Annotated in this window: 23 protein-coding genes; all 23 read left to right on the top strand. The window is 45.5% G+C overall.

What is annotated here, in order from left to right; genetic code table 11:
- Window positions 1-71 precede the first annotated feature (71 nt).
- The gene (gene rpsP, locus ACH32G_RS01310) at window positions 72-344 is read left to right on the top strand and encodes a 30S ribosomal protein S16 (protein ID WP_003154296.1); all 273 of its coding nucleotides are present in this window, start codon (window positions 72-74) and stop codon (window positions 342-344) included.
- Window positions 344-589 carry a KH domain-containing protein gene (locus ACH32G_RS01305; RefSeq protein WP_045926116.1) on the top strand — a complete coding sequence of 82 codons (246 nt, stop codon included), beginning with the start codon at window positions 344-346 and terminating at the stop codon, window positions 587-589. The genes rpsP and ACH32G_RS01305 overlap by 1 nt, the downstream gene beginning before the upstream one ends.
- 88 nt (window positions 590-677) lie before the next feature.
- Window positions 678-1,064: a YlqD family protein gene (locus ACH32G_RS01300; protein WP_016936141.1), complete on the top strand. Its 387-nt coding sequence runs from the start codon at window positions 678-680 to the stop codon at window positions 1,062-1,064.
- 4 nt (window positions 1,065-1,068) lie between these two features.
- On the top strand, window positions 1,069-1,593 hold the full coding sequence (gene rimM / locus ACH32G_RS01295) for a ribosome maturation factor RimM (RefSeq protein ID WP_016936140.1): 525 nt from the start codon (window positions 1,069-1,071) through the stop codon (window positions 1,591-1,593).
- A complete protein-coding gene (gene trmD, locus ACH32G_RS01290) occupies window positions 1,590-2,321 on the top strand; it encodes a tRNA (guanosine(37)-N1)-methyltransferase TrmD (RefSeq protein ID WP_047475031.1) in 732 nt (243 codons plus the stop codon). The genes rimM and trmD overlap by 4 nt, the downstream gene beginning before the upstream one ends.
- Window positions 2,322-2,461: 140 nt before the next feature.
- On the top strand, window positions 2,462-2,809 hold the full coding sequence (rplS, locus tag ACH32G_RS01285; RefSeq protein ID WP_003154288.1) for a 50S ribosomal protein L19: 348 nt from the start codon (window positions 2,462-2,464) through the stop codon (window positions 2,807-2,809).
- A 142-nt stretch (window positions 2,810-2,951) separates the two neighbouring features.
- On the top strand, window positions 2,952-3,800 hold the full coding sequence (gene ylqF, locus ACH32G_RS01280) for a ribosome biogenesis GTPase YlqF (protein ID WP_016936138.1): 849 nt from the start codon (window positions 2,952-2,954) through the stop codon (window positions 3,798-3,800).
- Between the two features lie 72 nt (window positions 3,801-3,872).
- Window positions 3,873-4,640 carry a ribonuclease HII gene (locus tag ACH32G_RS01275; protein WP_045926118.1) on the top strand — a complete coding sequence of 256 codons (768 nt, stop codon included), beginning with the start codon at window positions 3,873-3,875 and terminating at the stop codon, window positions 4,638-4,640.
- 16 nt (window positions 4,641-4,656) lie between these two features.
- Window positions 4,657-6,360 (top strand): hypothetical protein, encoded by a 1,704-nt coding sequence (locus ACH32G_RS01270; RefSeq protein WP_045926119.1) that lies wholly within the window; start codon window positions 4,657-4,659, stop codon window positions 6,358-6,360.
- A complete protein-coding gene (locus ACH32G_RS01265; protein ID WP_016936135.1) occupies window positions 6,357-6,638 on the top strand; it encodes a FlhB-like flagellar biosynthesis protein in 282 nt (93 codons plus the stop codon). Before ACH32G_RS01270 ends, ACH32G_RS01265 begins: the two co-directional genes overlap by 4 nt.
- A gap of 174 nt (window positions 6,639-6,812) precedes the next feature.
- Window positions 6,813-7,970, top strand: coding sequence for an ADP-forming succinate--CoA ligase subunit beta (sucC, locus tag ACH32G_RS01260; protein ID WP_016936134.1), 1,158 nt, complete (start codon window positions 6,813-6,815; stop codon window positions 7,968-7,970).
- 28 nt (window positions 7,971-7,998) lie between these two features.
- Window positions 7,999-8,901: a succinate--CoA ligase subunit alpha gene (gene sucD / locus ACH32G_RS01255; RefSeq protein WP_016936133.1), complete on the top strand. Its 903-nt coding sequence runs from the start codon at window positions 7,999-8,001 to the stop codon at window positions 8,899-8,901.
- A gap of 64 nt (window positions 8,902-8,965) precedes the next feature.
- Window positions 8,966-9,865 (top strand): DNA-processing protein DprA, encoded by a 900-nt coding sequence (gene dprA / locus ACH32G_RS01250; RefSeq protein ID WP_095240724.1) that lies wholly within the window; start codon window positions 8,966-8,968, stop codon window positions 9,863-9,865.
- A 181-nt stretch (window positions 9,866-10,046) separates the two neighbouring features.
- Window positions 10,047-12,122 (top strand): type I DNA topoisomerase, encoded by a 2,076-nt coding sequence (topA, locus tag ACH32G_RS01245; protein ID WP_045926121.1) that lies wholly within the window; start codon window positions 10,047-10,049, stop codon window positions 12,120-12,122.
- A 64-nt stretch (window positions 12,123-12,186) separates the two neighbouring features.
- Complete coding sequence (gene trmFO / locus ACH32G_RS01240) at window positions 12,187-13,494, top strand: FADH(2)-oxidizing methylenetetrahydrofolate--tRNA-(uracil(54)-C(5))-methyltransferase TrmFO (RefSeq protein ID WP_045926122.1); 1,308 nt, start codon at window positions 12,187-12,189, stop codon at window positions 13,492-13,494.
- Between the two features lie 69 nt (window positions 13,495-13,563).
- On the top strand, window positions 13,564-14,481 hold the full coding sequence (gene xerC / locus ACH32G_RS01235) for a tyrosine recombinase XerC (RefSeq protein WP_016936129.1): 918 nt from the start codon (window positions 13,564-13,566) through the stop codon (window positions 14,479-14,481).
- Between the two features lie 15 nt (window positions 14,482-14,496).
- Complete coding sequence (gene hslV / locus ACH32G_RS01230; protein ID WP_016936128.1) at window positions 14,497-15,042, top strand: ATP-dependent protease subunit HslV; 546 nt, start codon at window positions 14,497-14,499, stop codon at window positions 15,040-15,042.
- 16 nt (window positions 15,043-15,058) lie between these two features.
- The gene (gene hslU / locus ACH32G_RS01225; protein WP_016936127.1) at window positions 15,059-16,462 is read left to right on the top strand and encodes an HslU--HslV peptidase ATPase subunit; all 1,404 of its coding nucleotides are present in this window, start codon (window positions 15,059-15,061) and stop codon (window positions 16,460-16,462) included.
- 37 nt (window positions 16,463-16,499) lie between these two features.
- Entirely contained in the window at window positions 16,500-17,279 is a 780-nt protein-coding gene (codY, locus tag ACH32G_RS01220; protein ID WP_013352252.1) for a GTP-sensing pleiotropic transcriptional regulator CodY, read from the top strand.
- Between the two features lie 353 nt (window positions 17,280-17,632).
- Complete coding sequence (gene flgB / locus ACH32G_RS01215) at window positions 17,633-18,022, top strand: flagellar basal body rod protein FlgB (RefSeq protein ID WP_016936126.1); 390 nt, start codon at window positions 17,633-17,635, stop codon at window positions 18,020-18,022.
- Window positions 18,022-18,474, top strand: a complete 453-nt coding sequence (gene flgC, locus ACH32G_RS01210) for a flagellar basal body rod protein FlgC (RefSeq protein ID WP_016936125.1) — start codon at window positions 18,022-18,024, stop codon at window positions 18,472-18,474. The genes flgB and flgC overlap by 1 nt, the downstream gene beginning before the upstream one ends.
- A gap of 10 nt (window positions 18,475-18,484) precedes the next feature.
- A complete protein-coding gene (fliE, locus tag ACH32G_RS01205) occupies window positions 18,485-18,805 on the top strand; it encodes a flagellar hook-basal body complex protein FliE (RefSeq protein WP_016936124.1) in 321 nt (106 codons plus the stop codon).
- 42 nt (window positions 18,806-18,847) lie between these two features.
- The gene (gene fliF / locus ACH32G_RS01200; RefSeq protein ID WP_049628466.1) at window positions 18,848-20,458 is read left to right on the top strand and encodes a flagellar basal-body MS-ring/collar protein FliF; all 1,611 of its coding nucleotides are present in this window, start codon (window positions 18,848-18,850) and stop codon (window positions 20,456-20,458) included.
- Window positions 20,459-20,463: the final 5 nt, after the last annotated feature.

Here is a 20,463-nt window from a genome sequence, read left to right as displayed (position 1 = left end):
AACACTTTACAAACACTTTTATCATTGTTAATATACTATCTTGTTGAAATATTTTCGGAGGTGCTAGTAAAATGGCAGTAAAAATTCGTTTAAAACGTATGGGAGCAAAAAAATCTCCTTTCTATCGTATTGTTGTAGCAGATTCTCGTTCACCGCGTGACGGCCGTTTCATCGAAACAGTCGGAACATACAACCCGGTTGCAAAGCCGGCTGAAGTGAAAATCAACGAAGAGCTTGCTCTTAAATGGCTGCAAACAGGAGCTAAACCTTCTGATACAGTCCGCAACTTGTTCTCAAGCCAAGGAATTATGGAAAAATTCCACAACGCTAAACAAGGCAAGTAATGACTGATCAGAACTTGGAAGATTTGATTGTCAGCATTGTGGCTCCGCTTGTCGACCATCCGGAAGACATAATGGTCACAAAAGAAGAGACCGATCAAAAGATTGCGCTGCGCTTATCTGTCAATAAGTCAGATACCGGTAAAATTATCGGAAAGCAAGGCCGGACTGCAAGAGCGATTCGAACCGTCGTTTTTGCAGCTGGCGCACAGTCTTCTAAGAAAGTTCAATTTGAAATATTTGACTGAAAGGGAGAGGGCCGGCACCTCCCCTTTTTTTACACGTAAAAAAGGCAAATGAACAGAAATATGTTGGAAGAGTGGGGAGTCTGGTCCTATGCAGATTATTCACAGGGTAACCGTTATGCAGGTTCTGACCGAGCAAAGCAAGGAAAAGCTTTTGGCCTCTTTTGCAGAAAAAAAGCAAACGCTTGAACGAGAATGCAGCCAGCTCTATTTTCAGCTTAGAAAACATGAAAAAGATCAGCAGAATCCCGATGTGGCGGAATCTTTTAAAAAAGCCATTGAAAAAAGACAAGACAAAATCAAAATGATCGATTTCCAAATAAGCCAGACACATTCGCTCCCGCTCGGAAGCGAAGTGAAGGAAAAGGAGATCGATGCGCTGCTTTCAATCAACGTCGGTGATAACTGGCATGAAAAAACAGCGGCAAATACCATCGTCATAAAAGACGGGGTAGTAATTGAAATTCGCCCGAGGTGATAATATGACAAACAGATGGTTTAATGTAGGCAAAATTGTAAATACCCACGGCATTAAAGGCGAAGTGCGGGTCATTTCTAAAACGGACTTTGCCGAAGAACGGTACAAGCCCGGCAATACGCTCTATTTGTTTGCGGAAGGAGCTGCGGAGCCAATCAAAGTAACGGTCAGCACCCACAGGCTTCACAAGCAGTTTCATCTGCTGCAATTCAAAGAAATGCCGAGTCTCAATGAAGTCGAACACCTAAGAAACATGGTAATCAAAGTCCCTGAAGAAGACTTGGGAGAGCTTGAAGAAGATGAATTTTATTTTCATGAAATCATCGGCTGCGAAGTGGTATCAGAGGACGGGGAACTGATCGGCACAGTGAAGGAAATCTTGACGCCCGGAGCTAATGACGTATGGGTAGTTGCAAGAAAAGGGAAAAAAGATGCGCTCATTCCGTATATCGCTTCTGTGGTCAAGGATATTAATATAAATGAGAAGAAAATTAAGATTCATGTAATGGAAGGGTTAATAGACGAATGAAAATCGACTTTTTAACACTGTTTCCCGAGATGTTTCAAGGGGTTCTCGGCTCATCCATCCTGCAAAAAGCACAGGAAAAAGAGGCTGTCCGTTTTGACGTCATCAATTTCCGGGCTTTTTCGGATAATAAACACCAAACGGTTGATGATTACCCGTACGGCGGGGGAGCCGGGATGGTGTTAAAGCCGCAGCCTGTGTTTGATGCTGTTGAAAAGCTGACAGCCGGTACGGATGCCAAGCCGCGCATTATTCTCGTCTGTCCGCAAGGTGAACGTTATACGCAGAAGAAAGCCGAGGAGCTGGCGGAAGAGGAACATCTGATGTTTATTTGCGGACATTATGAAGGGTATGATGAACGGATCCGGGAACACCTTGTCACGGATGAAATCTCCATCGGGGACTTTGTGCTGACAGGCGGAGAGCTCCCTGCCATGATGATTGCCGACAGTGTTGTCAGGCTTTTGCCGGGCGTCCTCGGAAAAGAAGCATCCCACGTGGAGGATTCCTTCAGCACGGGGCTTTTAGAGCATCCGCATTATACAAGGCCTGCAGATTATAAAGGCTTAAAAGTGCCTCAGACGCTTCTGTCCGGCAACCATGCCAAAATAAAAGAATGGCGCAATAAAGAATCAATCAGAAGAACCTTTTTAAGACGTCCGGATCTTCTTGAAAACTATCCTCTCACCGATGAGCAAAGAAAATGGATTTCCGAGTGGGAAAACGAATAGATTCTATTGCGCAGGCAATGAAGATATGATAAGATACTACTTGTGGCTTAAGAAGGCTTATCCTTCAAAAGCTTGAAAACGATGTTCCGCTGTGCCTTGCAGTTGTGGCTAAGAGCATCTGTTGGAAGGAGTTGAAAACGATGCAAAAACTAATTCAAGATATCACAAAAGAACAGCTTCGCACTGATCTTCCTGCGTTCCGTCCTGGTGACACTTTACGTGTACACGTAAAAGTTGTTGAGGGTAACCGTGAGCGTATCCAGATTTTCGAAGGTGTTGTGATCAAGCGTCGTGGTGGTGGAATCAGCGAAACGTTCACAGTTCGTAAGATTTCTTACGGTGTTGGCGTTGAACGTACATTCCCTGTACACACACCAAAAATCGCGAAAATCGAAGTTGTACGTTACGGCAAAGTACGTCGCGCTAAGCTTTACTACCTGCGTGAACTTCGCGGAAAAGCGGCTCGTATTAAAGAAATCAGACGATAATGATAACGAACGAAAAGAGCTTGTTACCCGTAACAGGCTCTTTTTTTATATGACATTTGTAAAAGCGGAACAAGCAACGTAAAATACATAAGAGATCACCGGGACATACAGTTCCGGCAAATAAGGCAGGTGTCGAAGTCACATGACCATTCAATGGTTCCCGGGCCATATGGCTAAAGCGAGACGGGAAGTAACAGAAAAACTGAAGTTAATTGATATCGTCTACGAATTGGTGGATGCGAGAATACCGATGTCATCGAGAAACCCGATGATTGAGGAAATTTTAAAAAATAAGCCGCGCATTATGCTTTTAAATAAAGCCGATAAGGCCGATGCGGCTGTAACGGCCCAATGGAAGGATCACTTTCAGGGACAGGGGATTCCCTCTCTTTCAATAAATTCCGTTAACGGACAGGGGCTGCATCAAATCGTGCCGTCCTCGAAAGAACTGCTGAAAGATAAGTTCGATAAAATGAAAGCAAAAGGCATTAAGCCAAGAGCGATCCGCGCATTAATCATCGGCATTCCGAACGTCGGGAAATCTACGCTCATCAACCGTCTGGCCAAAAAAAACATTGCCAAGACGGGAGACAGGCCCGGCATTACCACTTCCCAGCAGTGGGTAAAGGTAGGGAAAGAATTAGAGCTGCTCGATACACCGGGGATTTTATGGCCTAAATTTGAAGACGAGCTTGTCGGTTTGCGCCTGGCGATCACCGGGGCGATTAAGGATTCCATTATCAACCTGCAGGATGTGGCCATTTTCGGGCTGCGTTTTCTGGAAGAGCATTATCCAGACCGCCTAAAGGAGCGTTACGGACTTCAGGAAATCCCTGAGGATATCGCCGCTCTTTTTGACGCGATCGGTGAAAAACGCGGCTGTTTAATGGGCGGCGGACTGATTGACTACGATAAAACGACAGAAGTCATCATCCGGGACATCCGGACGGAAAAGTTCGGCAGGCTTTCATTTGAAACACCATCAGAATAAAGACGCGCAGAGATGCGGGTCTTTATTTTTTCCGCAGAATACCGATATACATAATGTAAGGGAGAAGAGAACGTGAATACATTAACCGTAAAAAGCGTAAAAGAACGCCTGCAAGAGGTCAAAGATGAAAGAGACCCCTTCCTTGCCCAATGTGAAAAAGATCCGAGAAAAAGCGTACAGACGCTTTTAGAGCAATGGCTGAAGAAACACGCGAAGGAAAAAGCCCTTAAAGAGCAGTGGCTGAACATGACGGCATACGAAAGGCTCTCATACAAAAAAGGTTTCCGCCTGATTGCAGGCGTTGACGAAGCGGGAAGAGGGCCGCTTGCCGGACCGGTTGTCGCAGGTGCTGTCATTTTGCCGGCAGAATGCGAGATTCTCGGACTCACGGACTCGAAGAAACTGTCGGAAAAGAAGCTCGGGGAGTATTACGATCGGATTACGGAAGAAGCCACAGCGATAGGAGTAGGCATTGTCCATGCGGATGTCATTGACCGGATCAACATTTATGAGGCCGCGAGACTCGCGATGGTAAAAGCGGTCAATGCTTTATCGGAAACACCTGATTATCTGCTTGCAGATGCCATGACGCTACCGCTGGACATTCCGCAGTCATCTGTTATAAAAGGGGATGCCAAAAGCGTGTCAATTGCCGCCGGAGCCTGCATTGCTAAAGTAACGCGGGACCGTCTCATGGCGGAATACGCCAAAACCTATCCCATGTACGGCTTTGAAAAAAATAAGGGCTACGGAACAAAAGAACATCTTGAAGCTCTTCAGGCATACGGACCGACAAATATTCACCGAAAAACATTCGCTCCCGTTCAATCTTATTGTTAGAAAAGAGGCTTAAGACATGAACATAAGCGGCGAAATCCAAGCGGCTTTCAGACAGCTGACGGCGGAAATCTCTCAGGATCGGCAAGACGGCGGTAAAGACAGCGGCGAAAAAAGACTGCTGTTAGGGAAGGTTCTCCGTTTGCTGGACGATCAAAGCGCGCTTATCCAAATCGGCGGCCGGACGATGCAGGGAAAGCTTGAAACCGCCCTCCGTCCTCAGGCATATTACTGGTTTTCTTATGACAGACAGCCGGCGGAAAAAATAGGCCGGCTTCATGTTGTTGACCAATTTGATGGAAGCCCGAAAACCGTTCAGGAAGCGGCGGGAAGATTGTTAAACGCTCTTTCCGTCAAACCGAACCCGGTATCTCTGCAGATTGCCGAAACGTTTATGCAGCAGAAGCTGCCGATGACGGAAAACAGCCTCAAAGCCTGCATCCGCTGGGCTGAATCGCTTCCGGCCGCCGAATTGAAAAAGGCGGCAGAAACAATCGTATTTGCGCTGAAACGGGAACTGCCCGCGCACCCTGAAGTCTTGTCAGCCATTCATGCCGTTAAATATCCGGTTCCGACCCGCCGCCTTCTTTCCGGACTGCTTCAGGCAATCAATCAGGCTCCGCAATCGGCAAAAGAGCTGTCCGCGCTTCAAGAGGCGGTTTCTGACGTGTTAGATGCGGAAACGGATCTTCATGCAGAGCGCCTCTTGAAGAAGCTTGCCGAGACCGCACGCATGCCGATTTCAGAAACCGGGCCGATGGATAAAGGAGAACGGACGGAATTAAAACAATCACCAATTGTCCGAGAGACTCGTGAAAACGTAAAGGCAGTCTCAAGCCGCCCTTCTCCTCCGCGTGCCCGGACAGATCCGGAGCTGCCTGAAAAAGCGGCAAGACAGCTTATCGAAAAATTAATGACATCAGCCGAAAAGAATGAAAACCGTCCCGTAAAAGAAACGGCGGACATCATCAAGGCTTTCATTTCTCAAGATAAAACATCCAAAACAGCACCTGTTCTCCAAAACGTACAACTGACAGAACAGGAGGCGGCTGTTTTCGAAAAAGCCGTTCAGCTTACTGAACTGAAATATGCGGAAAAACATGACGTATTAAGCCTTTTGCAAAGAATCAAAAATGGGCTGGGCACCCGTGATGAATTATCATTCATTACAGCGCTTGAAAAAGGCGCGGCTCCGCAGCCGGAGAAACAAGCGCTGAAAACGGCTCTCCAAGCCGTCCGGACGCTTCAAGACGCGCCCCAATCCGTTAAACAAGAGGCAGAACCGCTCATTCATAAATTAAACGGACAGCTGTTTATTGAGCAGCAGAATCCATCTTTTACGCAGATGGTGCTGTCATTTCCGTTGGGAGCGTCCGCGTATGAGAATGACATCACAGTTCTCTTTAAAGGACGAAAGAAGCCGGACGGAAAACTCGATCCGTCACATTGCAGGCTCCTGTTTTTGCTGCAGCTTGAAACGCTGCAAGAAACCGTCGTGGACTGTATGATTCAGCAAAATGTAATGACCATTACGGTTGAGACCGATTTTGAGCTTCAGGCGGCCATCGACCCTCTCGTACCGGCTTTAAAAGAGGCTGTAAAAGAAACGGGCTTCAGTCTGTCGGGCGTTACGGCTAAAAAGCGGCGACCGAAAGACCAGAGCGCTCTTGTGGAAGAGTTTATAGAAAAAGACGGCGGACGAAAAGTGGATGTGAAAATATGAAAGAGCAAACGCCGTTAAGAAGAGCTGTCGCCCTGCATTACGACCGGCAGAAAGACCAAGCCCCAAAGGTTGTCGCAACAGGCAGGGGGCATGTCGCAGAAAATATCATAAAAGAAGCTGAGAAGGCGGGGGTTCCTATTCAGGAAGACAGAACCCTTGTCGAATTAATGCGCCATTTAACGGTCGACGATCAGATACCGGAAGCGCTTTATGAGACCGTTGCTGAAATTTTTTCATTTGTTTACCGACTGGATGAAAGCCTGAAAAACGAAAAATAAGGAACATTCATTTCCCGGACTCCGTATAAATTTATATTTTCAATAAAATAAAAGTTAGAATGTTCGGAAGGATATAAAGATTTTGTTTTGAACCCTAGACAATTCTTCCAGTATTATATAGAATGAAAGCGCAGTCTATTTTTAGTTTTGCTACATAAGTTAGGAGGATGGGAAATGAATATCCATGAGTACCAGGGAAAAGAAGTCCTCAGAAAATACGGGGTGTCTGTTCCTGAAGGTAAAGTGGCTTTTACAGCAGAGGAAGCAGTTGAAAAAGCAGAGAGCCTGTCAAGCTCGGTTTATGTCGTAAAGGCGCAAATCCATGCTGGCGGCCGCGGCAAAGCTGGTGGGGTAAAGATTGCAAAAACAATAGATGAAGTGAAGGGGTATGCTGAAGAACTGTTAGGCAAGACGCTCGTCACCCATCAAACGGGTCCGGACGGACAAGTAATAAAACGCTTACTTATTGAAGAAGGCTGCGATATTAAAAAGGAATACTATGTCGGGCTTGTACTTGACCGCGCCACTTCAAGAATCGTTTTAATGGCGTCTGAAGAAGGCGGAACGGAGATTGAAGAAGTAGCGGAAAAAACACCTGAAAAAATTAAAAAAGCGGTTATTGATCCGGCTGTCGGCCTTCAAGGCTATCAGGCAAGGGAAATTGCATTCGCAATTAACATCCCGAAAGAGCTTGTCGGCAAAGCCGCTAAATTTATGCTCGGTTTATATAAAGCATTTGTTGAGAAGGACTGCTCCATCGCCGAGATCAACCCTCTCGTCGTCACGGGAGACGGAAACGTCATGGCGCTTGATGCTAAGCTGAACTTTGACAGCAATGCGTTATACAGACAAAAAGATATTATGGAATACAGAGATTTAGACGAAGAAGATCCGAAAGAAATCGAAGCGTCAAAATACGACCTGAGCTATATTTCTCTTGATGGAAATATCGGCTGTATGGTAAACGGCGCGGGTCTTGCAATGTCTACAATGGATATTATTAAACACTACGGCGGAGAACCTGCAAACTTCCTGGATGTCGGGGGCGGCGCAACCGCTGAAAAAGTAACGGAAGCTTTTAAAATCATTCTTTCCGATCAAAACGTAAAAGGAATTTTCGTAAATATTTTCGGAGGCATCATGAAGTGCGATGTCATCGCCGAGGGCGTTGTTGAAGCGACGAGACAAGTCGGATTGACATTGCCGCTGGTCGTGCGCCTTGAAGGGACAAACGTAGATTTAGGAAAGAAAATCCTGAATGAATCAGGCTTAAACATTACATCTGCGGAATCAATGGCAGACGGTGCGCAGAAAATCGTATCCTTAGTTTAGGAAAGAATGAAAGGCAGGGGACCAGATAATGAGTGTTTTTATCAATAAAGATACGAGAGTTATTGTACAGGGGATTACAGGTTCTACCGCTTTATTTCATACAAAGCAGATGCTGGAATACGGCACGAATATCGTTGGCGGTGTAACACCTGGTAAAGGCGGAACGGAGGCGGAAGGCGTACCGGTATTCAATACGGTCGCAGAAGCGGTTCGTACAACAGGCGCTGATGCGTCAGTCATTTACGTGCCGGCTCCATTTGCGGCGGACGCAATTATGGAAGCGGTTGACGCGGAAATTGATCTTGTCATTTGTATCACTGAGCACATCCCGGTTTTGGACATGGTGAAAGTGAAGCGCTTTATGGAAGGCAAGAAAACGAGATTAATAGGGCCGAACTGCCCTGGTGTTATTACGCCTGAAGAATGCAAAATCGGCATTATGCCGGGATACATTCATAAGAAGGGGCATGTAGGCGTTGTATCCCGTTCGGGAACATTGACATACGAGGCCGTCCATCAGCTTTCAGAAGCCGGCGTAGGCCAATCTACCGCTGTAGGAATCGGCGGTGACCCGGTCAACGGCACGAACTTTATTGACGTGTTAAAAGCGTTCAATGAAGATCCTGAAACACATGCCGTCATCATGATCGGAGAAATCGGCGGCACAGCTGAAGAGGAAGCGGCTGAGTGGGTGAAAGCAAACATGACGAAGCCTGTTGTCGGCTTTATCGGCGGTAAAACCGCTCCTCCGGGAAAACGCATGGGCCATGCGGGCGCCATCATCTCCGGAGGAAAAGGCACGGCAGAAGAAAAAGTCAAAACGATGAACGCCTGCGGGATTGAAGTGGCGGAAACCCCTTCTGTAATGGGCGAAACGCTGATTAAGGTGTTAAAAGAAAAAGGCTTATTTGAAACGTGCAAAACTCACTGATTGAAGCAGGGGCAGCCGTAGCGGCTGTTCCTGTTTTTACTGTAAAAAAAGGAGGTTGCCAGATTTGGATCAAGCATCGCGCTGTTTAATGGTCTGCAGTATCAATCAAATTATTTCCCCGTCTCTTCTATTAAAATGGTGGAAAGCTGATCACTCCCTGTCTTTTTTACGGGATCCGCATCCATTAACCGTTTTGTCAGAAGGGAAAACAGCTCCGAAAGCCATTTTTCGAGAAATAGAGCGCAAGGATTCGGAACTCGATGAAGTTCTGTCCGATTACCGCCGCGAAGGCATTACAGTCATCCCGATTTCATCAAGCCGCTATCCTTCATGGCTTAAAACGATTTATGATCCGCCGGCTGTCTTGTTTGCAAAAGGGAACACGCAGCTTCTTGGAAAAGGCCGAAAAATTGGGATTGTAGGCACGCGGAAACCGACGGAAGACGGAATAAAAGCGGTTGGGCATCTTACCGCCGAACTCTCAAAAAAAGGCTGGGTCATCGTAAGCGGGCTTGCATCCGGCATAGACGGATTGTCTCATAAGGCGAGCATCAGGGCAAAAGGGCTTACGATCGGCGTGATAGCCGGCGGATTCCATCACATTTATCCCCGGGAAAATCTCCTGTTAGCAGAATACATGGCTGAACACCACCTCCTACTCTCAGAACATCCTCCTGAAACAAAGCCGAAAAAGTGGCACTTTCCGATGAGAAACCGTATAATCAGCGGATTAAGTGAAGGAATTGTAGTCGTGCAGGGAAAAGAAAAAAGCGGTTCATTAATCACAGCTTATCAGGCCCTCGATCAAGGGAGAGAGGTATTTGCAGTTCCCGGTTCCATATTTAATCCATATTCCGGAGGACCTATAAAACTCATTCAAGAAGGGGCGAAAGCTGTATTGTGCGCAGAGGATATTGACGGAGAGCTGACCGCCCGAGGCGTTCAGTATACGGAACCCTTTTGAAATATCGTTTGACAAACGGTATTGTAATATTTAATAATAGTGAGGATTTAAAGTTGCACATTATTTTCATGTATAAAATGACGTTCATCATAAAGAATGAAATGTTGAAAGCCATAAAAAGGCAGCTCTAAAATGAATTGATACTTGAAAAGAGAGAGAACACCTCTTGAGGGGGATGAAAATGTCTGATTATCTAGTCATCGTGGAATCGCCGGCAAAGGCGAAAACGATTGAACGTTATTTAGGAAAGAAATATAAAGTTAAAGCTTCAATGGGACATGTCCGGGATCTTCCAAAAAGTCAAATGGGAGTTGACATCGAACAGAACTTTGAACCGAAATATATTACGATCCGCGGAAAAGGCCCTGTTTTAAAAGAATTAAAAACAGCGGCAAAGAAAGCAAAAAAAGTCTATCTCGCGGCCGACCCCGACAGAGAAGGGGAAGCGATTGCATGGCATCTCGCGCACAGTCTTGATCTGGATCTCAACTCTGACTGCCGGGTCGTCTTTAATGAAATAACAAAAGACGCCATTAAAGAATCATTTAAACATCCGCGCATGATTAACATGGATCTTGTGGATGCGCAGCAGGCGCGCCGCATATTAGACCGGCTCGTCGGATACAAAATCAGCCCGATTCTTTGGAAAAAAGTAAAAAAAGGCCTCAGTGCGGGCCGCGTGCAATCCGTTGCGCTCCGGATCATCATTGACCGGGAAAAGGAAATCAACGACTTTAAACCTGAAGAGTACTGGACGATTACCGGCTCATTTCTAAAAGGAAAAGAGACGTTTGAAGCCGGCTTTTTCGGAAAAAACGGCAAAAAGCTTCCTTTAAAAAGTGAAGAAGACGTAAAAGCCGTTCTTGCTGAGCTGAAAGGCAATAAGTATACAGTAGACAAGGTTACGAAAAAAGAGCGGAAACGAAATCCCGCTCTGCCGTTTACAACGTCCACCCTGCAGCAGGAGGCTGCAAGAAAGCTGAATTTCAGAGCGAAGAAAACGATGATGATCGCTCAGCAATTATATGAAGGAATTGATCTCGGTAAAGAAGGTACAGTCGGACTCATCACGTATATGAGAACGGACTCAACGAGGATTTCCAACACAGCTGTTGAAGAGGCGTCAGCTTTTATTGATCAGGCGTACGGAAAAGAGTACTTAGCGGGAAAACGGAAACCGGCAAAGAAAAATGAAAACGCTCAAGATGCCCACGAAGCGATCCGCCCGACTTCAGTACTCAGAAAACCTGCCGATTTAAAAGCGGTGCTTGGCAGAGACCAGCTCAGATTATACAAGCTGATTTGGGAGCGCTTTGTTGCAAGTCAGATGGCGCCAGCCGTTCTGGATACGATGAGTGTCGATCTCAGCAATAACGGATTGACATTCCGGGCAAACGGAAGTAAAGTCAAATTCGCCGGCTTCATGAAAGTCTATGTAGAGGGTAAAGACGATCAGCTGGAAGAAAAAGACCGCATGCTTCCGGACCTTAAAGAGGGAGACACGGTTTTGTCGAAAGATATTGAGCCCGAGCAGCACTTTACTCAGCCGCCGCCGCGTTACACAGAGGCGCGCTTGGTTAAAACGCTTGAAGAACTCGGTATCGGCCGTCCTTCCACATATGCGCCGACTCTTGACACGATCCAGCGGCGCGGTTACGTGGCATTAGACAATAAACGGTTTGTGCCGACTGAGCTCGGACAGATTGTACTGGATCTCATCATGGAGTTTTTCCCGGAAATCATTAACGTTGAATTCACGGCAAAAATGGAAAGAGACCTTGACCATGTTGAAGACGGTCAGACAGAATGGGTTCAAATCATTGACAGCTTCTATTCCGATTTCGAAAAGCGTGTGAAAAAAGCGGAAGCCGAAATGAAAGAAGTGGAAATTGAACCTGAATACGCCGACGAAGATTGCGAGTTATGCGGCTCCCGGATGGTTTATAAAATGGGCCGGTACGGCAAATTCATGGCGTGCTCCAACTTCCCTGACTGCCGGAATACAAAACCGATTGTTAAACAAATCGGCGTGAAATGTCCTAAGTGTCATGAAGGAAACATTGTCGAACGAAAATCAAAAAAGAAACGCGTCTTTTACGGCTGTGACCGTTATCCTGACTGTGACTTCGTATCTTGGGATAAACCGATTGAACGAAAATGCCCGAAATGTGAAAATATGCTCGTAGAGAAAAAGCTTAAAAAAGGCATACAAGTCCAATGCGTCGAATGCGATTATAAGGAAGAACCACAGAAGTAGCGGTGAGCAGAGCCTTGCTCACCTTCTTTGTGTGGAAGCAACAAACAACAGGAGATGAAAAGAAATGAACCAGCAAACAGTTAATGTAATCGGAGCAGGCCTTGCCGGAAGTGAAGCGGCATGGCAGCTTGCAAAACGAGGAATTCAAGTAAAACTATATGAAATGCGGCCCGTAAAGCAGACGGCAGCCCATCACACTGATAAATTTGCCGAACTGGTATGCAGCAACTCCCTCCGTTCAAATACGCTTGCCAATGCGGTAGGCGTATTAAAGGAAGAAATGCGGGCGCTTGACTCAGCAATCATTCAATCTGCTGATAAATGTTCGGTTCCGGCAGGGGGAGCGCTTGCCGTTGACCGTCATGAATTTGCGCAAAGCGTGACGGATCTCGTGAAAAATCATCCGAACGTAACGGTACTTACTGAGGAAGTAACAGAGATTCCGGAAGGCCCGACAGTTATTGCGACCGGACCGCTTACGTCAGAATCGCTTTCACAGCAGCTGAAAGAACTCACCGGAGAAGAGTACCTGTATTTTTATGACGCGGCGGCGCCGATTGTTGAAAAAGACAGCCTTGATATGGATAAAGTGTACTTAAAATCCCGTTATGACAAGGGAGAAGCGGCATACTTAAACTGCCCGATGACAGAAGAAGAGTTTGACCGTTTCTATGAAGCGCTGACGACGGCTGAGACGGTTCCGTTAAAAGAATTCGAGAAAGAAATTTTCTTTGAAGGCTGCATGCCGATTGAAGTCATGGCGAAAAGAGGCAAGAAAACGATGCTGTTCGGACCGATGAAACCGGTCGGGCTGGAAGATCCTAAAACAGGCAAGCGGCCTTATGCAGTCGTGCAGCTCAGACAGGATGACGCGGCGGGAACGCTATATAATATTGTAGGTTTTCAGACACATTTAAAATGGGGAGACCAAAAAGAAGTGCTTAAACTGATCCCCGGACTTGAAAATGTTGACATCGTCAGATACGGCGTCATGCACAGAAATACATTTATCAACTCGCCTAGCCTCTTGAATCCGACATATCAATTTAAACAGCGGAACGACCTGTTTTTCGCAGGCCAAATGACCGGCGTAGAAGGTTATGTTGAATCTGCTGCTTCAGGCCTTGTGGCGGGAATCAATGCGGCCAAACTTGTGCTCGGTGAGGACCTTGTGACATTCCCTCAGGAGACGGCGATCGGAAGCATGGCTCATTACATTACGACGACGAACCAGAAGAACTTCCAGCCGATGAACGCAAACTTCGGCCTGTTAAAAGAACTGCCTGTTAAAATTAAAAACAAAAAAGAACGAAATGAAGAATACGCTAAACGCGCAATTGAAACTATTCAAACTATTTCGAAAACGATATAGCTTTTCATTGCAACTTCAATGCATTATATGATACCATTTAAAAGCCCTTCGGAGAGGAAGGTCATAATAATGGCGGAGAATGTTAACTTTTTTTTAAAGTTATTCGTTGAATATTTACAAATTGAAAAAAATTATTCACAATATACTATTGTGAATTATGTTAATTCGATTGAAGAATTTGGGATGTTTCTGCATGCTCAAAATATAAATGGATTGAAAGAAGCTGCATATCATGATGTGAGAATATTTTTGACAGAAGCTTATGAAAAAGGCCTGTCAAGAAAAACAATCAGCAAGAAGATTTCAGCTTTGAGAAGCTTCTATAAATTTTTGATGAGGGAAAAGCTTGTTGAAGAGAATCCGTTTCAGCTTGTTCATCTGCCGAAACAAGAAAAACGGATTCCGAAGTTTCTTTATGAAAAAGAACTTGAGGAACTATTCGCTGTTTCAGACAGAAGCAAGCCGTCAGGGATGCGCGATCAGGCCTTGCTTGAGCTTCTATATGCGACCGGAATGAGGGTCAGTGAGTGCTGTACGCTCACTGTCGGCGATCTTGACTTATCTATGGATACGGTGCTCGTTCACGGGAAAGGCAGGAAGCAGCGCTACATCCCGTTCGGCTCATATGCCCGTGATGCGCTGGAGCTGTATATCAATAGCGGAAGGCAGTGCCTGCTTGAAAAAGCAAAAGAGCCTCATGATTTGCTGTTTGTCAATCAAAGAGGCGGTCCGCTTACCGCCAGAGGCATCCGGTATATTTTAAGCGGGCTTGTAAAAAAGGCATCCGGCACTTTACATATACACCCGCATATGCTTCGGCATACGTTTGCGACTCATCTGCTGAATGAAGGGGCTGACTTAAGAAGCGTCCAGGAGCTTTTGGGCCATTCTAATCTGTCTTCCACGCAGATATACACGCATGTATCGAAGGAAATGCTGAGAAACACATATATGTCCCACCATCCGAGAGCTTTTAAAGAAAATTAAAAGGAGGCCCTTCTCATGTCATCTTTTCATGCGACAACGATTTTTGCCGTCCAGCATAAAGGAAAAAGCGCTATGTCAGGAGACGGCCAGGTCACATTCGGTCAGGCTGTAGTCATGAAACATACTGCGAGAAAAGTGAGAAAGCTGTTTAACGGAAAGGTTCTGGCCGGCTTCGCGGGATCTGTTGCAGACGCTTTCACACTTTTTGAAATGTTTGAGGCGAAGCTTGAAGAATACAACGGCAATTTAAAACGTGCGTCGGTTGAGCTTGCGAAAGAATGGCGCAGCGATAAAGTGCTGCGCAAGCTGGAAGCGATGCTGATTGTCATGAACCAGGATACCTTGCTTCTCGTATCGGGAACAGGTGAAGTGATTGAGCCGGATGACGGCGTTTTGGCAATCGGCTCCGGCGGAAACTACGCCCTGTCAGCAGGAAGAGCGCTGAAAACTTATGCCGGAGAAAACCTGTCCGCCAAAGAAATTGCAAAAGCCGCTTTGAAAATCGCAGGCGAGATTTGTGTGTACACAAACGATCAGATCATTTTGGAAGAACTTGAATAGAAAGGACTTGAGGCGCATGGAAAACAAACCGTTAACACCGAGACAAATCGTAGATCGGTTGGATCAATACATTGTAGGACAGCAGGATGCAAAAAAAGCTGTCGCCGTGGCATTAAGAAACCGCTATCGCAGAAGTCTTCTTGATGAAAAACTGAGAGATGAGATCGTTCCCAAAAACATCCTGATGATGGGTCCGACAGGGGTGGGGAAAACAGAAATCGCCAGACGGATCGCCAAGCTTACCGGTGCGCCATTTATAAAAATTGAAGCAACAAAATTTACAGAAGTCGGCTATGTAGGCAGAGATGTCGAATCAATGGTCAGAGACCTTGTTGAGACATCCGTGCGGCTCATTAAAGAAGAAAAAATCAGCGAAGTGAAAGAACAGGCTGAAGAAAATGCAAACAAACGCATTGTGAGGCTTCTCGTTCCGGGAAAGAAAAAACAAGCGGGTGTGAAAAATCCGTTTGAAATGCTTTTCGGAGGAAGCCAGCCGTCAAGCGATGATGAAAGCGATCAGCAGGAAGAAGCGAGCCTTGAAGAGAAAAGAAAGCGCATGGCGCATCAGCTCGCATTGGGAGAGCTCGAAGACCATTACGTCTCCGTAGAGGTGGAAGAGCAGCAGCCGTCGATGTTTGACATGCTGCAAGGCTCCGGCATGGAGCAGATGGGCATGAATATGCAGGATGCGCTGAGCAATCTGATGCCTAAAAAGAAGAAACGCCGCAAAATGACGGTCAGAGAGGCAAGAAAGGTTCTGACCAATGAAGAGGCAAGCAAATTAATCGATATGGATGAAGTCAGCCAGGAAGCCGTGTTAAGAGCTGAAGAGGGCGGCATTATCTTTATTGACGAAATAGATAAAATCGCAAAAAACGGAGGGGCTTCTTCCTCGGCCGATGTCTCGAGAGAGGGCGTCCAAAGGGATATCCTTCCGATTGTCGAAGGCTCGACCGTCGTCACGAAATACGGCTCCGTCAAAACCGATCACGTGCTGTTTATAGCCGCCGGGGCATTCCATATGGCCAAACCGTCTGATCTGATTCCGGAGCTGCAGGGGCGCTTTCCGATTCGTGTAGAACTGAGCAAGCTGACGGTGGATGATTTTGTGAAAATTCTCGTCGAACCTGATAATGCGCTGTTAAAACAATATCAGGCTTTATTGCAGACAGAAGGTATATCTCTTGAATTTTCTGACGAAGCTATTCGTAAGATCGCCGAAGTGGCTTATCATGTGAATCAGGATACGGACAACATCGGAGCAAGAAGGCTTCACACGATATTGGAACGTCTATTGGAGGACCTGTCGTTTGAAGCGCCGGACGTGACGATGGAAAAAGTCGCCATCACGCCGCAATACGTTGAAGAAAAGCTCGGATCGATTGCAAACAACAAAGATCTAAGTCAATTTATATTGTGAAAATTTAATAACAGGAATTCTAGGAGGATTATTTAACATGGCTTTACTACAAAAAACACGAATTATTAACAGCATGCTGCAGGCTGCGGCAGGCAAACCCGTAAACTTTAAAGAAATGGCAGAAACGCTTCGCGACGTCATTGATTCTAATATTTTCGTCGTCAGCCGCAGAGGAAAGCTTTTGGGCTACTCTATTAATCAGCAGATCGAAAATGACCGCATGAAAAAAATGCTTGAAGACCGCCAGTTCCCGGAAGAGTACACGAAAAACCTTTTCAACGTTCCGGAGACATCTTCAAACCTTGATATCAACAGCGAATATACGGCTTTTCCTGTTGAAAACAGAGACCTGTTCCAAGCGGGCTTAACGACGATTGTGCCGATTATCGGCGGAGGAGAGCGTCTGGGCACATTGATTCTGTCCCGTCTGCAGGACCAATTTGAAGATGATGATCTCATTCTTGCTGAATACGGAGCAACTGTTGTAGGAATGGAGATTTTAAGAGAAAAAGCAGAAGAAATCGAAGAAGAAGCGCGAAGCAAAGCAGTTGTTCAAATGGCGATCAGTTCTTTGTCTTACAGTGAACTTGAAGCGATTGAGCATATCTTTGAAGAGCTTGACGGAAACGAAGGCTTGCTTGTGGCAAGTAAGATTGCCGACCGTGTAGGCATTACCCGTTCAGTCATCGTTAACGCGCTGAGAAAGCTCGAAAGCGCCGGCGTTATTGAATCCAGATCACTTGGAATGAAGGGGACTTACATTAAAGTTCTGAACAATAAATTCCTTATTGAATTGGAAAACCTAAAATCTCATTAATCCAAAAGCAGGATCCCTAAAAGCGGGGGTCCTGCTTTTTTTATGGACAATAGGTGAAAAGTTGGAGTTTAAAGTTGATTATTGGAATCTGATCTGAGATAATCCATCTTGCTGTGTGAGAAAAAGGGGAAGATACAGAAATTCAGCTATTTTCAGTCTTATATTAACCAAATGCTTGTAGTCCAAATACTCTAGGACTTAATACCTATGTGCAAAATAGATACAAATGAGCACTTTTTTTTAGCCTAACTTCATAGACTTTAAGCCTGTTATTTCTTACAATAAGCATATGGTTTTACAATTCTCGACAAGGATTTTTAGGAGAAAAATATCTGAAATGGAGGTAAGTGGATTTGGACTTATTTTCTGGAACTATACAAAATCTTGAGAATGCCTTGGGGAGAGCGGACATTAAGCAAAAAGTCTTAACTAATAATATCGCCAATATAGATACACCGAACTATAAGGCAAAAAAAGTCTCTTTCCGAAATTTGTTAGATCAGGAAACATCCAATCTTGAGGCTGTAAAAACCGACTATCGACACGTTGACTTTACGGATTCGGGGGACGATTATTCCATCGTGTCCAGCGGTGATACATCGTACCAGCAAAACGGAAACAATGTCGATATCGACAAAGAAATGACAGATTTAGCTGAAAACCAAATTAATTATCAGGCTTTGGTTGAAAGAATGAGCGGCAAATTCAATTCCCTGAAAACAGTCTTGACAGGAGGAAAATAATGAGTGGCTTTCAAAGCTTAAATATTTCTGGGTCTGCTTTAACTGCACAGCGTGTCCGGATGGACGTCGTATCGTCCAACCTGGCCAATATGGACACAACGAGAGCGAAGCAGGTCAATGGCGAGTGGGTGCCTTACAGAAGAAAGCTGGTTTCTCTCCAATCCGGAGGCGAATCATTTTCGTCACTTTTAAATTCCAAGATGAACGGAATCGGAAACGCCGGAAATGGCGTAAAGGTATCTTCGATTACGGAAGACCCATCCGCTTTTAATCTTGTTTACGATCCGGAAAATCCCGATGCGAATAAAGACGGATATGTACAAAAACCTAATGTAGACCCATTAAAGGAAATGGTGGATCTTGTCAGCAGCACGAGATCATATGAAGCAAACGTGACGGCATTGAACGCCTCCAAAGGCATGCTTTTAAAGGCTTTAGAAATCGGAAAGTAAGGTGATGTAAGTGGTTAACGCTATTACTCCTTTTCAGCTTCAACAAACCCAAAACACTCAAAACGTAACGAATCAATTAAATCAAGCTCAAAAAACTGATTCTTCAAATCAAACAAGCTTTTCGGAGCTTTTAAAAAACTCGATTGATTCGTTAAATGAGTCGCAAGTGCAATCTGACCAAATAACGAACAAACTGGCTGCAGGAAAGGATGTAAACCTTGACGAGGTCATGATCGCTGCCCAAAAAGCAAATATTTCTCTGACGGCCGCTACCGAATTCCGCAATAAAGCTGTGGAAGCCTATCAGGAAATCATGAGAATGCAGATGTAGTGGTCAGATGAAAGAGAATGACTGGAATGACCGGGGGTTAACATGAATCGTACTCTAACGCAAATGAAAACCAAAACGGCAGCGTTTTGGAATAACAGATCAAAAACACAGAAGATACTCATGGTAAGCGGCTTGGCCGCATTTATTATTTTACTCATCGTCGTTATTATTTTTACTTCGTCTGAAAAGATGGTGCCTCTTTATAAAGATTTGTCCGCGGAAGAAGCGGGGAAGATTAAAGAAGAGCTCGATACGAAAAAGGTGTCTTCTGAACTTGCTGACGGCGGCACGGTCATTAAGGTTCCTGAGAGCCAAGTGGATTCGCTTAAAGTCCAGCTTGCCGCGGAAGGCCTGCCGAAAACGGGTTCAATTGATTATTCGTTTTTCGGACAGAATGCGGGCTTCGGCCTGACAGATAATGAGTTTGACGTTTTAAAGGTTGAGGCGACTCAGACTGAATTGTCAAACCTGATAAATGAAATGGACGGTATTAAAAGCTCGAAGGTCATGATCAATATGCCGAAAGAAGCCGTGTTTGTCGGTGAAGATCAGCCGGAAGCATCCGCATCGATCGTTTTGCAGATTAAACCGGGCTACTCGCTTGATCAAAGCCAGATCAACGGGCTGTACCATCTCGTTTCTAAAAGCGTCCCGAACTTAAAAGAAGATAATATCGTCATAATGGATCAAAATTCTACATATTATGACAAAAGCGACAGCGGCGCAGGGTCCGTTTCTGACAGTTATGCTTCTCAGCAAGGGATTAAGTCGCAGGTCGAAAAGGATATTCAAAAACATGTCCAATCACTGCTCGGCACAATGATGGGGCAGGATAAAGTCGTGGTTTCGGTTACGGCAGATATTGACTTCACGAAAGAAAAACGCACTGAAGACATAGTCGAGCCTGTCGATAAAGATAACATGGAAGGCATAGCGGTAAGCGCCGAAAAAGTTGCGGAAACGTATAAAGGCGACGGCGCGGCCAACGGCGGAACAGCCGGAACGGGCAGCAATGACACCGCGAACTATAAACAGGCAAATGACGGTTCAAACAGCGGAGACTACGAAAAAAGCAGCAATAAAATCAACTATGAAGTCAACCGCATTCATAAAGAAATCGCAGAAAGCCCGTATAAAGTGCGTGATTTAGGCATTCAGGTCATGGTGGAACCGCCGAATCCGAAAAATGCAGCCTCATTATCAGCGCAGAGACAGGCTGATATACAGAAGATTTTAGGAACGGTTGTCAGAACGTCCCTTGATAAAAATGAAACGCAAAATCAAAACCTGACGGCCAATGATATTAACAATAAAATCGTTGTCTCCGTACAGCCGTTTGACGGGAAAACAAGCCTGAACACAAATTCGGCACAATCTTCGGGTCTCCCGATCTGGGTATACATTACAGGCGGGGTGCTGCTTGCAGCCATTATTCTGCTCATTATTCTCCTCATCAGAAAGAAACGCTCTCAAGAGGATGAATATGAAGAATATGAATATGAAACGGCGCCAGAGCCGGTTCGACTGCCTGATATCAACGAAGAGAAAAATGAAACGGAAGAAACAGTCAGACGAAAACAGCTTGAAAAAATGGCTAAAGAAAAACCGGAAGACTTTGCAAAATTGCTTCGAAGCTGGCTGGACGAGGATTAGGGGGA

This window comes from Bacillus sp. CIS52, from assembly GCF_053545315.1.
This window is presented reverse-complemented; position numbering and strand designations above follow the sequence as displayed.

Coding starts and splice junctions, on each gene's coding strand:
- rpsP (WP_003154296.1), top strand. CDS start 72: ATGGCAGTAAAAATTCGTTTAAAACGTATGGGAGCAAAAAAATCTCCT.
- ACH32G_RS01305 (WP_045926116.1), top strand. CDS start 344: ATGACTGATCAGAACTTGGAAGATTTGATTGTCAGCATTGTGGCTCCG.
- ACH32G_RS01300 (WP_016936141.1), top strand. CDS start 678: ATGCAGATTATTCACAGGGTAACCGTTATGCAGGTTCTGACCGAGCAA.
- rimM (WP_016936140.1), top strand. CDS start 1,069: ATGACAAACAGATGGTTTAATGTAGGCAAAATTGTAAATACCCACGGC.
- trmD (WP_047475031.1), top strand. CDS start 1,590: ATGAAAATCGACTTTTTAACACTGTTTCCCGAGATGTTTCAAGGGGTT.
- rplS (WP_003154288.1), top strand. CDS start 2,462: ATGCAAAAACTAATTCAAGATATCACAAAAGAACAGCTTCGCACTGAT.
- ylqF (WP_016936138.1), top strand. CDS start 2,952: ATGACCATTCAATGGTTCCCGGGCCATATGGCTAAAGCGAGACGGGAA.
- ACH32G_RS01270 (WP_045926119.1), top strand. CDS start 4,657: ATGAACATAAGCGGCGAAATCCAAGCGGCTTTCAGACAGCTGACGGCG.
- ACH32G_RS01265 (WP_016936135.1), top strand. CDS start 6,357: ATGAAAGAGCAAACGCCGTTAAGAAGAGCTGTCGCCCTGCATTACGAC.
- sucC (WP_016936134.1), top strand. CDS start 6,813: ATGAATATCCATGAGTACCAGGGAAAAGAAGTCCTCAGAAAATACGGG.
- sucD (WP_016936133.1), top strand. CDS start 7,999: ATGAGTGTTTTTATCAATAAAGATACGAGAGTTATTGTACAGGGGATT.
- topA (WP_045926121.1), top strand. CDS start 10,047: ATGTCTGATTATCTAGTCATCGTGGAATCGCCGGCAAAGGCGAAAACG.
- trmFO (WP_045926122.1), top strand. CDS start 12,187: ATGAACCAGCAAACAGTTAATGTAATCGGAGCAGGCCTTGCCGGAAGT.
- xerC (WP_016936129.1), top strand. CDS start 13,564: ATGGCGGAGAATGTTAACTTTTTTTTAAAGTTATTCGTTGAATATTTA.
- hslV (WP_016936128.1), top strand. CDS start 14,497: ATGTCATCTTTTCATGCGACAACGATTTTTGCCGTCCAGCATAAAGGA.
- hslU (WP_016936127.1), top strand. CDS start 15,059: ATGGAAAACAAACCGTTAACACCGAGACAAATCGTAGATCGGTTGGAT.
- codY (WP_013352252.1), top strand. CDS start 16,500: ATGGCTTTACTACAAAAAACACGAATTATTAACAGCATGCTGCAGGCT.
- flgC (WP_016936125.1), top strand. CDS start 18,022: ATGAGTGGCTTTCAAAGCTTAAATATTTCTGGGTCTGCTTTAACTGCA.
- fliF (WP_049628466.1), top strand. CDS start 18,848: ATGAATCGTACTCTAACGCAAATGAAAACCAAAACGGCAGCGTTTTGG.